The following is a 14761-nucleotide window of genomic DNA, read 5'->3' as shown; positions in this document are numbered from 1 at the left end:
TAATTCTGACAGTAGGCGAAGGTGCATCAAAGGCGCTCACTAAAGGGCGGCTCTCGGCCTCGGACTGGCTGAGGGCCATAACCCCTCGAACATGGAGTTCCTGTCATGGCTAAAGAAAAAACAACAGCTGAAGTTCCCTCAGATCCTGTCGATGCAAAAACACCAAAGTCGATCAAGCCCCAAGCTCTGGAAGTTGCCGCTCCGTTAATTTCCAGTGAGGTGAATAGCATCATCGAACCCTCCAAAATGCCGGACTCCTACCTGACCGTTGACGCACGCATGGACAACCCGCCCATCACAGTCAAGTTCAGCGCAAAGGAGGTGCCTGAGCTGGTACTTGAGGATGTTGTGGATTCAAGCGGTGAGTCAGGGGCCCGGAAGATAGACATCCCTTTGGCTTACTTGACGAAACTCATGGGGTTCACGGCTCTCATTTCATATTCGGGGAAGTCACAAGGGCAGGCCGTGGAGTCGTTGGTCAAGGAGGTGGGGGTAGCGTTTTACCCTGCCAGTGAAAGTCAAAATCTTGCACCTTACTTACTTCACGAAAAAATCGTGCATAACACGCCTACCTATGACATGCACGATCACACAGGCGATGAGACGGTTCTTGTGCCGGTCCCGCCTCTTGCCAAAGCGGGGGATAAGCTTTACTGCACTGCGGCTACCGAGCAGGACGCTCCTCGGCATGTGTTTTACACAGTGGTTTATGGCTATAAGTTAACGCCTGAAGATGCTGTCCCGGGCAACGTACTTCAGTTCCCAATTCGCCGTGGTTGGTTGGCGCGACGCAAACCATGGCGATCGCTTACCCTTCAATGTGGCTGGATCACGAACGACTTGGAGGCCCAGCCTCCCGCCGAGGTTGACCCGCACCTGGAGACGCGCTTGCCGAGGAATGCGCTCGAAATTCAATATCGCCGAACTGCTGCTTTAATTGTTGACCCTCGGCTAGACCTAAAGGCACCCCATCTGCGGCAGTCTGTGGAGTACAACGGTGGTTGGTGCCTTAATCCTGAACTCACCAGAGACGGAGGGACTGTAGATGTAAGTGACCTGGATACGTATGCGGACGATCGTGTCTGCTTTTTTGTGAGCGGACCTGGTTTCGAGCAGAGACCGTTGGGTTGCGTGACCATTGAATATGACGGGGATCCGGCGTCGGTCAAACTATCGCCCTGTATCGTTGCTTGTTTGTTCAACCAGTCGATGACGCTGACCTACACGGTTGCCTTCAACGAACAAGAACAGCTATCACCTGCACAGTTGGTCAGTGTTTCGGTGCCCCGGTTCATTCACCCGAATATTGAAGAGGCAACTAACGGCACGGTAGACCTCAATATATTCCCAGGGGCCGCACTGGCTACAGTGCCTGTATGGGCGTATGCCGAGTGCTCAAGTTTTTGTTGGATGTGGATCTCGGGTGAATACGAGGACGGCAGCGCTTACCGGTACGACATTTTGCTGGATGAGCCCGTTACTGACGACTGGAAGGCTCGAGGAGTTGAGGCGCCTATTCCAAGGACTGAACTTCAAAAGTTGGCCGATTGCAGCGAATTTAAACTGCACTTCTCGGCGAGCTTTTGTGAGGCGAGTGGGCTAGAGAACGCCTATGAGTTTCCTGCTCAGACCTTCAAAATCGAGCAGGAGCCTCTGTCGCTTCCTATGCCTGCGGTGAGGCAAGCTGATGGCTCCGACCTGACCGCCTGGAATGGGCGCTACGGTGTAGATGTCGAAGTGGATTACCCAAAAAACAACAGCAGGCACAGCATCAGTGTTTGCTGGAAAAAACCGGATGGCACTTGCTGGCCGTTGGCTTCCAAACCCGGCAGTACGGCGGGGGCAGTCATCTTCACTCTGCCGCCGGAAGCGGTGATCGAAAGCATGGGCAAAACCGTGCAAATCACTTACACCGTGACCCCCGCGTGTAAGGCACAGACGTCACTGCCGTTGAACCTGACGATCAGTTTGCCGAGATACTTGCCGCCGCCCGCTGTGGAGCAGGCTACGCCGCCCGCTACCCAAAAGGGTATTTTGGATTTGAGCGCATTTTTCGGGGATGCCGTCATTACCGTGCCGAAATGGTGGTTCATGCGGGTCGGGCACAGAGGTTGGCTGCAGTGCACGGGTATTCAGGAAGATGGGACTGAACTCGTGATTAAGGTAATGCACGCTGAGATCATCACTGCTGGAGACCTGACTAACGGATTATCGCGTGAACTGTCGCGGCTAGAGCTGACAAATTACGTTAGCAACGTGGAACTGACCTTTGAATTCAAGGTGACTGTAGACGGTAGTACTGACGTGACGAAGGCGATCGTCTTTCCTTTGCTCAAGTTGATCTTTCGCAAGCGTTTGATTGATGAAACTAACTTCGATCCGGATGAGAAGGGTTGGAATGGTTGGGAAAGAGGCCGTGGCGCCGCTGACCCCAGGGATCTAGCACTTGCTTTCGGATCACATGGTTTCTGGAACGGCTATTGGCTGCGTGACTGGAGTTATACAGATACAAAGGATCCTGCTACGGATAGCGAAAAACTGTTCAAGACGTTCAACAATCTGGAAGTGGGACGCTCATATCAATTCCTAGCCTGGGTCTGTAATGACGGTAGCTCAGGTGTTTCGCCTCTGATGGCGCTAACTGTTAATAGAGCCGATTTAACCGAGGTAATAGCGCCTGGTTTAGACTGGGAGTTACTCGGAGGGACGTTCAAGGCAACTTCAAACACTGCAAGGCTCAGCGTCGACAATCGCCGGATGGGGTTCCAAAATGGCAACGACTTCAGGGTGACTTGGCTCAGACTTTACGAAGTTTAATTACGTCTCACTGAGCCGCATCAGGATAAGGTCTCTGATAGTTGGAGACCTTATTCATAAGGAAGAGTGCTTTATTTCGGCCCCAATATCTTCCCCAACTTCTCCGGCGAAGGTGCCCCCTGCTGTTGCTGCAACCCACCCTTGTCATCCAGATAGAAGATAGCCGGCGTCGCCGACAACTCCAGCCCATCCATCAATTTCATGTTCCCATCAAGCTTGGCCTCGATATCCGCCGGAATCTTCTCCAACGCCTGCAACTTGCTGCCCTTACCGGCGGCTTCGTGTTCTTCCAGGGCCTTTTGCGGGTCTTTGGCGGCAAACAGCGCGGCGGATTTGCCGGGGCTGTCTTCGCGGATGATGCCGACCATGATGTGGCGCAACTGCACTTTGCCGGCTTTTACCCACGGACGGGCTTGTTCCCAGAACATGTTGCAGTAAGGGCAGTTAGGGTCGCTGAACAGGTAGACGATGCGTGGGGCTTTAACGTCGCCGTCCTGGATCCAGCTGCTTTTTTCCATCTTGGCCCAGACTTCCTTGGCCATCGGTGCATACACCAGTTTTTCCAGGGGCGCGCTGCTCAGGTCATTGCCTTGGGCGTCGTACAGGCTACCGGCAATCACGCTTTTGCCGTCGGCGGTCAGGTACAGGGCCATGCCGCGGTTCTGGTACTGGGCGGCGTAGCCAGTGAGACCGCTGGGGGCGTCGAACTTGCCGAGGATCTTGGCGCCTTTGGCCTCGATCTGTTTGATCGGTGCTGGCCAGTCAGCGGCCTGGGCCAGGGTGGCTGCAAGCGTCAGCGGCAGCAGGGTCAGCAGGTGGCAGAGGCGGGGCATGTCGGTTTCCTTGTGGCAGCAGGAGCGGAGTCGAAGGGTTCCATGGCGCGGGCCAGGCTGGCCTGGGACAGTTCGCCGAGGTGGCTGTTGATCAGGCGTCCATCGGCTTGATAGAACAACGTGGTGGGCAAGGCCATCGAGCCCACGGCCTGGCCGAGGCGACCGCTGGCGTCGAACAGGATGTTGTCCAGAGTCAGGCCTTGTGTGGCGAGGAAGGTGCTGACGCTTTGCATGCTTTCGGCCTGGTTGACGAACAGGAAGGTCACGTCGGGACGTTGATGTTGGGCACGTTCCAGCACCGGCATCTCGCGGCGGCATGGCGGGCACCAGGTGGCCCACAGGTTGATCACCAGCGGGCCGCCTTTGTAATCGGCCAGTTGCACCACGTCGCCATCGGCGTTGCGCAAGGTGATGTCCGGCAGTTGCGAGCCTTTGTCGTACAGGCTCAGGGACAGGCTGGTCAGGCCCCAGAACACCAGGCCGGTGATCACCCCAGCGCCCAGCGGCTTGCGCAGGGCTGGACGCCGCCGGCCGTAGAGCAGCGCACCCAGGATCAGCGCGATCACGCCCGGCCAGGCGAGGAAACCGCCGTCGCGCAGGTCGACCATCTGCAGTGGGGCTTGGCTGTAATCGCTCCAGTACATCAGCACAAAGCTGACGCGGGCCACCAGCATGCCCAGCAGGAAGAGGCTGAACAGCACCGATTCCGGGTTTTCACCACCACGCTTGGCCACGCGCCAGCCCACCAGGGTGGCGAGAATCAGCGCGCTGATCAGCAGGATGTGATTCAGGGCGATGGCGAAGGTGCCGATGGTCAGGGTCAGCATTCAGAGGGCGTCCCGGGTTTGCGTCCAGCGTTGCAGGAAGGCGGCGGCATCCACTTCGCCAGTGATGCGTTGGGCGCGGCGTTCTTCACCGTCCGGGCCGATCCACACGAAGCTCGGTGGGCCAGGCACTTTGTAGCGGCCGAGCAGCTCTCGGCTGGCGGCATTGTCGGCGGTAACGTCCAGGCGCAGCAGGCGTACGTCTTTCAGGGCATCCATCACCTCGGGTTTGCCGAACACCTGCTTTTCCATGATCTTGCACGACACGCACCAGTCGGCGTAATAGTCCACCAGCACCCACTGGCCTTGAGCCTTGGCGCTGTCGAGCTGGCTTTGCAGCACGGCGGGATCGTTGATGGTCATGAAGGCATCGTGGGCGCTCGGTGCGGCGGCGGTCCGCGAAGCGCTGTAGACCTTCAGCGGTTGCCACAGGTCATCGCTGCCACCGGCGGCGCCCACCACCAGCAGTGTGCCCCACAGGCCGAGCACCAGGGAACCGGCGCCGAACACCTTGGCGGCCAGGCCGTATTCGCGGGCCAGGGTCCAGCCGCAGTAGGCCATCACCAGCGCGAGCGTGCCCCACAGGCCGATCCACAGGCTTTCATCGACCACCGGGCGGATCATCAGCACGGCGGTGCCGAGGAACAGGAAGCCGAAGATGCCCTTGAGCACATTCATCCAGGTGCCCGGCTTGGGCAGGAAGCGATTGCCCACGGTCACCAGCAACAACAGCGGAATGCCGATGCCGATGCCCATGGCGAACAGGATCAGGCCACCGTGTAACGCGTTGCCGCTCTGGGCGATGTACAGCAGGGCACCGGCCAGGGGGCGGTCATGCATGGGCCCACCAGCAGGCCGGACAATGCGCCGAGAATCCCTGCGCCGACCAGGCTGCCGCCGCTTTGCTGGCGGCTGACGTTGTCCAGACGATCGCGCAGGAACGCCGGCAGTTGCAGTTCAAAGAAACCAAACATCGGCAGGGCCAGCAGCACGAACAGGGCGGCGAAGCTGCCGAGAATCCACGGCGTCTGCAGCCAGGCGGCAAGGTTGCCACCCAGCAAGGCCGCCAGCACGCCGAGCGCGGCATACACCAGTGCCATGCACACGACGTAGCTGCTGGCCAAGGCAAACCCACGACGCGGGCTGGCGCCACTGCCAACCACCAAACCGGCGAGAATCGGCAGCATCGGCAATGAACACGGCGCAAAGGCCAACAGCAGTCCCAGGCCGAAAAATATCAGCAGGCTCCAGCCCAGACTGCGTTGTTGCAGGCCACTGGCCAGGCTTTGGTCCTGGGCTTCGGCGGTCGCGGCGACGGCCGGGTTGCCCCCCAGGTCCACGGTGATCGACTGCGGCGGATAGCACAGGCCCGCATCGGCGCAGCCCTGCCAGCCCAGTTTGACCTGGCCGGTGGCGCCGGCCGGAATCTTCACTTCCAGGCCTTGGCGATACACTTCCTGGTCGCCGAAGAATTCATCGCTATGGGCCTCGCCTTGCGGCAACGTGGGCTGTTTGGCCAGTCCATCGAACTTCATGCGCTGCTTGTACAGGTAATAACCGTCGGCAATCTGCCAATACAGCTGGGTCTCGCCACTTTCAAGACGTTCGGAGGTAAAAGTGAAGGCTTTGCCCACCGGCAGGAAGTCGGGTTTGGTCTCAAATGGGTTGCCCGGCGCGGCCTGGGCGAACCCCGCGAACAACACCAGCAGAAAGGTAAACAAATGCCGCATGGTCAAGCCTTAGTTCGATGCAAGTAGGCACACAATGTGTGGCGTTGATTAACCGATGATTAACCGAGGCTATTCTAGATTGAGTGTGGGTGGTTTAGCGGCATAATCTGCACTTAATCCGCCGCACTTTTAATCACCCGATCTTTTATGAAGGGTTCACCATGCACGTACTGGTCTGTGAAGACGACGAACTGATCGCCAGCGGCATCGTGGCCGGCCTGACTGCGCAAGGTTTTACCGTGGAGCGTGTGGCCTCGGCCGGTGCCGCGCGCGCGATGCTCAGGGCGGCCACGTTCGACATCATGGTGCTCGACCTCGGCCTGCCGGACGAAGACGGCCTCAAGCTGCTGCAGCAACAGCGCAGCCAGGGCCTGGAAATCCCGGTGCTGATCCTCACCGCGCGCGATTCGGTGACCAACCGCGTCGACGGCCTGCAAGCCGGCGCCGATGACTACCTGCTCAAACCCTTCGACCTGCGCGAACTCGCCGCGCGCCTGCAAACCCTGCTGCGCCGGGTGGCGGGGCGCAGCGTCAACCTGATCGAGCATGGCCGACTGGCCTACGACCCCAGCAGCCGTGAGACTTTCCTGGGGGGCGAGCCGGTAGACCTGTCGCGCCGCGAACAGGCGCTGTTGCAAGCCCTGCTGCACAACAAAGGTCGGGTGCTGTCCAGCGAACAACTCAAGGACAGCGTCTACGGCTTCAACGACGAGTTGGAAAGCAACGCCCTCAACGTGCATATCCACCACCTGCGACGCAAATTGGGCAATGGCATTGTCGAGACCGTGCGCGGTCTCGGCTATCGTCTGGGCCCGGCGGACGGGGGCGAGGACGCATCGTGAAAAGCCTGCGCCTGCGCCTGACATTCAAGCTGGGCGCTGCTTTTGTGTTGATCTGGGCCCTGGCGGCGGCCTGGATGCTCAACGATCTGCGTAACCAGATGATGTTCTCCCTCGATCAACGCCTGGTGGCGTCGGCGCGCATGGTGGCGGGGCTGACCGAGCAGATGCCGGGCCTGGCCAGTGTGAGCGGTGGTGCGCATTTTCATGGGGCACAGCTGAATGTGCCGGGCGGCATGGCGTGCCAGGTCAGCTCCTTGCGCGGCGAAGTGTTGGCGCGCAGCCATGCCACGCCGGATGAAGGCCTGGAATCGCGCCAGAGTGGTTTTCGTGATCAGGTGATCGATGGTGTGAACTGGCGCAGCTTCACGCTTTCCCGTGGCGACCTGTTGATCACCACGGCCGACCGTCAAGTCGAACGTGAGGCGTTGAACCTGTCGATCCTGCTGGCCGCTTCGGTGCCAGTGGGCGTTGCCATGCTCGGCTGCCTGTGCCTGTTGTGGCTGGGCATCGGTCAGAGCCTGGTGCCGCTCAACCGCATGCGTGACGCCTTGATGCGGCGCAGTGCCGACTCCCTTGAACCGCTGCAGATCCACCCGTTACCCAGCGAACTCAAGCCGCTGCTCGACACCCAGAACCAATTGTTGCAACGCATCGCCAAAACCATCGAACGTGAACGCCGCCTCACCGGCGACGCCGCCCACGAGCTGCGCAGCCCGCTGACGGCGATCAAGACCCACCTGCAAGTGGCGCGCATGACCGACGGCGCAGCCCGCGACCAATCCCTCGCCCACGCCGAGGAAGGCGCGGACCGCCTGCACCGCACCCTGGAGCAATTGCTGTTGCTGGCGCGGGTAGAGGGCAACCTCTCATTTGACGATGGTATGCACTCCAGTGCCGAGGACGTGGCACGGCTGGCCATCCAGGATGCCAATGCCGGTGATAACACGCGCATCGACCTGATCCTGCCGGAAAACCTTTCGGCTACCCCGGTGGAAATGCCAGTGGGCCTGGCGGTCGCAGCCCTGCGCAACCTGCTGGACAACGCACTGCGCCACACGCCGGCGGACACGCGGGTGGCGCTCAGCGTGACGACCGACGCCGATAACGTCGTGTTTCGCGTGCGTGACCACGGCAAGCAGATTTCGCCGGAGGACCTGCAATACCTGACCCAGCGCTTCTGGCGCAATGGCAACAGCGAAGGCTGCGGCCTGGGCCTGGCGATTGTGCAAGCGATTGTGCAGCGCTGTTCTTGCTCATTGAAGTTCGACAGCCAGCCGGATGGCCTGCGCGTCGACCTGGGGATGCCGCTGCGACGCTGATCACTTTTCTTTCACGCGCCACATAGTTACCGCCCTCTTGAGGATCAAGCCTTCAGGATGGCGGTAATTTTTTGCGCTTGAACGGGCTGAACGACTCGGCCTGTATTGAAAAGGATGGTTCTCATGTTGGTCATCGATACCAGTTTCCCCGCCAAAGGCTTCAACGAACGTAACGGCGAGCCCGTGCGGCAGGTGATCCTGCATTACACCGCGGCCCCTTTTGCCTCCTCCCTGCGTACCCTGACCCAGGATGGCGTGAGTGCACACTATTTGCTGCCCGACCCTGACGATCCCCGCTATCGCGACGCAGGCTATGAAGAATTGCGGGTGTTCCGGTTGGTGGAAGAAGACAAGCGCGCCTGGCATGCCGGGGTGAGCCACTGGGCGGGGCGCGACAATCTCAACAGTCGCTCGATCGGCATCGAGATCGTCAACCTGGCACGGGATGACGGCGGCGTATTCACCTTTCCAGCCTATGGTGAGGAACAAACCCAGGTGTTGATTGCCTTGGTGCGCGACATTCTCGGGCGTTACCCACAGATTGGGCCTACCGACATTCTCGGGCATTCGGACGTTGCGTTCAGCCGCAAGAGCGATCCAGGACCATGTCTGCCGTGGCGGCGTTTGCATGACGCCGGCGTGGGGGCCTGGTTTGATGAGGCGACCCAGGCGATGTATCAACGCCGCTTTTGCCTCGGGTTGCCGTCGGAAGTCGAGGTGGAGCGCGCGTTTCAGCGCTATGGGTATGCGCCTGCGAAGAATCGGCAGGGGTTTGAACAGCGCACGCGGGCGTTTCAGATGCACTTTCGCCCACGGGATTACTCGGGGTCCCTGGACGCGCAGACCTGCGCGATTCTTTATGCGTTGAATGAAAAGTATCTGGGGTTGTGTGGTTGACGGTTTTTCGCGACCGGAGGAGTAAATCCTCCTGATGCTGGTGCGTTTCCAGAACAGGAAATCCGTGCGCATGCCCCTTGGGCCAGACGCCAGCGGATCGGCAGTTTGGTCACCATCATCAGCGTATTGAGGGATCGAGAAATGTCAGTCGCTACCAGCCGTATCGAAGACGTCCAGGTGCATGAAACACTTTACCAGTTCGACGAAACCCCGCTGCTCGCCCGTCAGCGCCAGCAGGAATCCAACGCCCGCAGCTACCCTCGGCGTATCCCCCTGGCGCTCAAGCGCGCCAAGGGCCTCTACGTTGAAGATGTGGAAGGCCGCCGTTTCATCGACTGCCTGGCCGGTGCGGGCACGTTGGCGCTGGGGCATAACCACCCGGTGGTGATCGAGGCAATCCAGCAGGTACTGGCCGATGAGTTGCCACTGCACACCCTGGACCTGACGACGCCGGTCAAGGATCAATTCGTACAGGACCTGTTCGGCCTGTTGCCGCCAGCGTTGGCGCGGGAAGCGAAAATCCAGTTCTGTGGTCCCACCGGCACCGATGCGGTGGAAGCCGCATTGAAGTTGGTGCGCACTGCCACCGGGCGCAGCACGGTGTTGTCCTTCCAGGGCGGTTACCACGGCATGAGCCAGGGCGCCTTGAGCCTGATGGGTAGCCTGGGGCCAAAGAAGCCTTTGGGTGCCTTGCTCGGTAATGGCGTGCAGTTTTTGCCGTACCCCTACGACTACCGTTGCCCGTTCGGCCTGGGGGGCGCGGAAGGCGTGCGGGTCAACCTGCATTACCTGGACAACCTGCTGAATGATCCCGAGGCGGGCGTTTTGCTGCCGGCGGCGGTGATTGTCGAAGTGGTGCAGGGCGAGGGCGGTGTGATTCCAGCTGATCTCGACTGGCTGCGCGGTCTGCGCCGAATCACCGAACAGGCGGGCGTGGCGCTGATCGTGGATGAAATCCAAAGTGGTTTTGGCCGCACCGGCAAGCTGTTTGCCTTCGAACACGCCGGCATCATTCCGGATGTGGTGGTGATGTCCAAGGCCATTGGTGGCAGCCTGCCACTGGCGGTGGTGGTGTATCGCGACTGGCTCGACACCTGGTTGCCGGGCGCCCATGCCGGCACCTTTCGTGGCAATCAGATGGCGATGGCGGCGGGTTCGGCGGTGATGCGCTACCTCAAGGACCACGACCTGGCCGGTCACGCGGCCGCGATGGGCGAACGCCTGGGCGAACACCTGCGCATCCTGCAGCGCGACTTCCCGCACCTGGGGGATATCCGCGGTCGCGGGCTGATGCTCGGTGTGGAACTGGTGGACCCGAATGGCCCACTGGATGTCCAGGGCCACCCACCCGTGCATCGCCAATTGGCGCCGCTGGTGCAGCGTGAATGCCTCAAGCGTGGCTTGATCCTGGAACTGGGTGGCCGACACGGCAGCGTGGTGCGTTTCCTGCCGCCGCTGGTGATCACTGCCGTTGAAGTCGACCTCGTGGCGGACATCTTCGGGCGTGCGTTGGCGGCGGCGGTCGCCAGCCTCTAATTTTTTGCACGCTTGGTACGTTTCTACAGATATCAGTGCTGCGCGCGGTGCGCAGCCAGGCTTTCAGCGATGGAGAACAGCAATGACCTCAGTATTTGACCGCGACGACCTCCTGTTTCAGGTAGTGGTCAACCACGAAGAACAGTATTCCATCTGGCCCGACTACAAGGCCGTGCCGGAAGGCTGGCGGACGGTGGGCAAGAGCGGCATGAAGAAAGAATGCCTGGCCTACATCGAAGAAGTCTGGACGGATATGCGCCCGTTGAGCTTGCGCCAGAAGATGGACGGGGCCGCGGTCGCGGGCTGATCCACCCAGACGCTCTGTAGGCGCGAGCTTGCTCGCGAAAATCGCAAGGGCACCGCGGGCACTCAGCATGCCCGCGTTTTCGTTAACGTTCTTCGCGAGCAAGCTCGCTCCTACAGGAAGGTGTGTTATTGAGGTTGGCGGGCGTACAGGTAATCCGTCGCCAACGACGCCAGCGTCCTCACCCCCACCACCAACGCCGACTCGTCCACGAAGAACCCCGGATTGTGGTTCGGCGCCGCCTTGCTCATGTCCTGAACCCTCGGCGTCACCCCCAGGAACACAAACAGCCCCGGTGCTTCCTTGGCATAAAACGAGAAGTCCTCGGCACCGCCCACCAGCGGGCCCTGCACCACGTCATCCTTGGCCGCCCAGCGTAGGCTTGGCAGCATTTTCTCGGTCAGCGCCGGGTTGTTGATGGTGGGATCGTATTTCTCGATGATGGTGACTTCGGCCTTGGCGCCACCGCTTTCGGCGATTTTCTCCACGGTCTGCCGTACATCCGCGTGCAGTTTCTGGCGGATGCCGTAGTCGTACGAGCGAATGGTGCCGCTCATGTCCATCGACTCCGGAATGATGTTGTAACGCGTGCCGCCATTGATGGTGCCAATGCTCACCACCGACGGGAATGACGAGATATCGGTGCGGCGGCTGACCACGGTCTGTAGGCCGACAATGGTCTGCGCGCCCACGGTGATCGGGTCGATGCCATCCCAAGGGCGACCGGCGTGGGTCTGTTTGCCGAGGATTTTGATGCGCAAGTCATCCGAACTCGCCAGGGTCGGTCCCGAACGGTAGGCAATCTGACCGGCGGGCACACCCGCCCACACATGCAGACCGAACACCGCGTCCGGCTTGGGCGACTGCATCACGCCTTCCTGCACCATCATTTTGGCGCCCCAGGTGTTTTTGCCGTCGGGGATGAAGTCGCTCGGGCCTTCCTCGGCCGGTTGGAAATAGAACACCACGGTGCCCGGCAGGCGCTCGCGCATGCCGGTCAGAATCTTCGCAGTGCTCAGCAGGATGGCGACGTGGGCGTCGTGGCCGCAGGCGTGCATCACGTCAACCTCCTTGCCCAGGTAGGTGCCTTTGGCTTTGGAGGCGAAGGGCAGGTCGGCGACTTCCTTCACCGGCAGTGCATCCATGTCGGCGCGCAGGGCGACGGTGGGGCCGGGCAGGGCGCCTTTGAGCACCGCAACGACGCCCGTACGGGCGACGCCGGTTTTCACCTCAAGGCCCAGGTCGCGCAGCTGTTTTGCGACCAACTCGGCCGTGCGCGTTTCCGTGTTGCCCAGTTCCGGGTGGGCGTGGATGTCGCGTCGGGTTTCCAGCATCGCCGGTTCAAGGGCTTTTGCCTGGGCGGCGATTTCCTCACGGGCACTGTCCTGGCCGCTGCTGGCGGCTATCGCCGCACTGCTGGCAACCCCGCACAGCACGCCGAAAACCCATGGGGGTGTCAGACCGGTTAAACGCATAAGGACCTCTCCTGAGTTTATTGTTGTTGATCTTTCTCCTGCACAGTGCCGGCGGTCACTACCTGCACACTCAAGCGCGGCGTGGCCAGGTCCAGCCCGGCTTCATCCAGATGACGCTTGAGGGACAGGTTGAACGCCCGCGACACTTCCCACTGCTTGATCGGCGCGGTCTTGAAGCGCGCGCGCAGAATCGCGCTGCCCGACTCGAAACTCTCCACGCCTTGAATCTCCAACGGCGACCAGATATTGCGGCGCTGCAAGGGGTCGTTGCGCATTTTCTGGCCGACATCGCGCATCAGCTTGATGGCGTCGTCGATCTCCATGTTGTAGGGGATCGCCACCCGGAAGATCGCGTAGCCGAACTCCCGTGAGTAGTTCTTGATGCTCTTGATCTCACTGAACGGGATGGTGTGCACGATACCGTCGATGTCACGCAGGCGCACCGTGCGGATGGTCAGGCCTTCGACGGTGCCAAGGTGGCCGCCGACGTCCACGTAGTCATCGATGGCCAGGGAGTCTTCGATGATGATGAACAGGCCGGTGATCAAGTCCGCCACCAGGGACTGTGCGCCGAAACCGATAGCCAGGCCGATCACACCGGCACCGGCCAGCAATGGCGTGACGTTCATGCCCATGTTCGCCAGGGCGACGATGGCCGCGATGATGAAGATGGTCACGAACAGCACGTTACGGATCAACGGCATCATGGTCTGCGCACGGGCATTGGCCAGGCCTTTGCGCGAGCGGGTGAGGGCGTGGTGGATCGCGGTGTCGCTGAGGATCCAGATCAACCAGGCAAACAGCAAGGTCCCTGCCAGCCCAAACAGCTTGACGCTGACTTCATGGCCATCGCCTTCGGTAAAGCGGATCAGTGACAGGCCCCACACCCGCAAGCCCAACTCGATAAACGCCAGCCATACCACCAGGTGGGCCAGGGTGTAGACAAAGCTCTTCAGGCGTTCGGAATACAGCGCATGCCGCTTGTGCCCGCGCTGCGGCTTGAGGGCGTGACGGCGTACCAGGCCGTTGATCACCATGCACAGTACCAGCAGCACCGTGCACAGCAGCGACTGGCGCAATGCCGTGCTGGTATCGCCCGCCGAGACGAAGGTGGCGAACAGCGAGATGCCCACCAACAACAACGCCGGGATGTACCAGAAGGAACCGATGATTTCGATAGTGTCACTGAGGGCCCGGCGTGTGAGGCGACGCGACAGTGGCTGGTTGCGGATCAGGTGGGCGATGGGGCGGCGGAAACGCAGGATGAACACCCCGGTCGACAGCGCCGCCATCACATTGGCGACGGTCGCGGCGGTATGGGACAAGTGCTGTCCAAGCGCCGTGACCAACCGTGGGTCGCTCAAGGCTTCACCGAAGGCGGCGAAGCTGCCGATCCACCACAACGGGCGGAAAGCCTGATGACGCAGGATGTACAGCGCGCGATGGCGATGCGGGCCGTCGAGCACGGAAAATGCAATCACACAGATCGCCGAGAAACAGGTGCCTACCACCAGCGCATAGGCCAATACCATCGCCAAGGATTTGCCCAGGGATGAGGGCAGCGCATAGCTCAGGTAGACCGTGATCACCAGGGCGATCAGCCATGGGCCGAGTTTACGCAGGGCGAAACGCACCATGTCCCAGGTGCGTGGGTGTTGCGGCAACTCTTCAGGCAGGCCGAAGCGTTCGCGTACGCGGTGGCTGAGCCAGATCAGCGCGGCAGCGAGCAGGCTCCATACCGCAAGGATCAAAGCAAAACCGAAAATGATCGGCAGCCATTCGTTGGCCGGCAACATCAGCGCACTGAGTTCTTCCTTGGCCAGGTCGACTTCATTGGACCAGCGCCCCAGCGGGCTGTCGGCCCCGGAAAACTGTGATTCCAGGTTGGCCAGGGTGCCGCCGATCAACCCCAGCACGCCTTCTTCGGCGGCCGGTTGGGCTTTTTTCGTGGCTTCACGCAGCTTTTTCAGATCACTCAGCAGCTGGGTGCGTTGCTGGTCGTTTTCCAGGGTCTTGATCACTTCGTCCAATGACTGCCCCAACGGCACTTGGGCCTGGGGCTGGGTCTTGTTGGTGTTGCCGAGCAGGCCGGGCAAGCCCACGGCGTGGGCAGGCGTCAGCGGCAGCAGCGTCAGCAGGGCGATCAAGCAATAGCAGGGCAGGGCAAACAGACGGGAAAGCACG

10 protein-coding genes and 1 pseudogene are annotated in these 14761 nt (G+C 60.7%); 6 read left to right on the top strand and 5 right to left on the bottom strand.

All coding sequences use genetic code 11. The annotated features are described in order from the left end of the window. The first annotated feature begins 105 nt into the window (after nt 1–105). Entirely contained in the window at nt 106–2817 is a 2712-nt protein-coding gene (locus AB4N92_RS03575; RefSeq protein ID WP_010208809.1) for a hypothetical protein, read from the top strand. A 71-nt stretch (nt 2818–2888) separates the two neighbouring features. Here the strand turns inward: AB4N92_RS03575 and dsbG are convergent, their stop codons facing one another. The 3 genes and pseudogenes from dsbG to dsbD all read right to left on the bottom strand — a co-directional run bounded on the left by dsbG (nt 2889) and on the right by dsbD (nt 6204). Beyond that, entirely contained in the window at nt 2889–3650 is a 762-nt protein-coding gene (gene dsbG, locus AB4N92_RS03570) for a thiol:disulfide interchange protein DsbG (protein WP_042571854.1), read from the bottom strand. Then, entirely contained in the window at nt 3626–4477 is an 852-nt protein-coding gene (locus AB4N92_RS03565; RefSeq protein WP_010208811.1) for a TlpA disulfide reductase family protein, read from the bottom strand. The genes dsbG and AB4N92_RS03565 overlap by 25 nt, the downstream gene beginning before the upstream one ends. Further along, a pseudogene (gene dsbD / locus AB4N92_RS03560) lies at nt 4478–6204 on the bottom strand (protein-disulfide reductase DsbD). It abuts the gene before it with no gap. Between the two features lie 161 nt (nt 6205–6365). On the opposite strand from dsbD, the gene AB4N92_RS03555 reads away from it, so the two are divergent. The 5 genes from AB4N92_RS03555 (at nt 6366) to AB4N92_RS03535 (ending at nt 11105) form a co-directional block, all read left to right on the top strand. Beyond that, entirely contained in the window at nt 6366–7046 is a 681-nt protein-coding gene (locus AB4N92_RS03555) for a response regulator (protein WP_010208813.1), read from the top strand. Continuing rightward, nucleotides 7043–8365, top strand: a complete 1323-nt coding sequence (locus AB4N92_RS03550; RefSeq protein WP_045791795.1) for an ATP-binding protein — start codon at nt 7043–7045, stop codon at nt 8363–8365. The genes AB4N92_RS03555 and AB4N92_RS03550 overlap by 4 nt, the downstream gene beginning before the upstream one ends. A gap of 123 nt (nt 8366–8488) precedes the next feature. Then, entirely contained in the window at nt 8489–9262 is a 774-nt protein-coding gene (locus AB4N92_RS03545) for an N-acetylmuramoyl-L-alanine amidase (RefSeq protein ID WP_010208815.1), read from the top strand. A 141-nt stretch (nt 9263–9403) separates the two neighbouring features. Beyond that, the gene (locus AB4N92_RS03540; protein WP_021490813.1) at nt 9404–10798 is read left to right on the top strand and encodes an aspartate aminotransferase family protein; all 1395 of its coding nucleotides are present in this window, start codon (nt 9404–9406) and stop codon (nt 10796–10798) included. Nucleotides 10799–10880: 82 nt separating this feature from the next. Then, complete coding sequence (locus tag AB4N92_RS03535) at nt 10881–11105, top strand: MbtH family protein (protein WP_198581078.1); 225 nt, start codon at nt 10881–10883, stop codon at nt 11103–11105. 125 nt (nt 11106–11230) lie between these two features. Here AB4N92_RS03535 and AB4N92_RS03530 read toward each other — a convergent pair whose 3' ends face one another. Together AB4N92_RS03530 and AB4N92_RS03525 are read right to left on the bottom strand one after the other, a co-directional pair. Beyond that, complete coding sequence (locus AB4N92_RS03530; protein WP_236267112.1) at nt 11231–12577, bottom strand: amidohydrolase; 1347 nt, start codon at nt 12575–12577, stop codon at nt 11231–11233. A gap of 17 nt (nt 12578–12594) precedes the next feature. After that, nucleotides 12595–14760 carry a mechanosensitive ion channel family protein gene (locus AB4N92_RS03525; protein WP_010208819.1) on the bottom strand — a complete coding sequence of 722 codons (2166 nt, stop codon included), beginning with the start codon at nt 14758–14760 and terminating at the stop codon, nt 12595–12597. Nucleotide 14761: the final 1 nt, after the last annotated feature.

The organism is Pseudomonas sp. S3_A09 (assembly GCF_054668065.1).
This window is presented reverse-complemented; position numbering and strand designations above follow the sequence as displayed.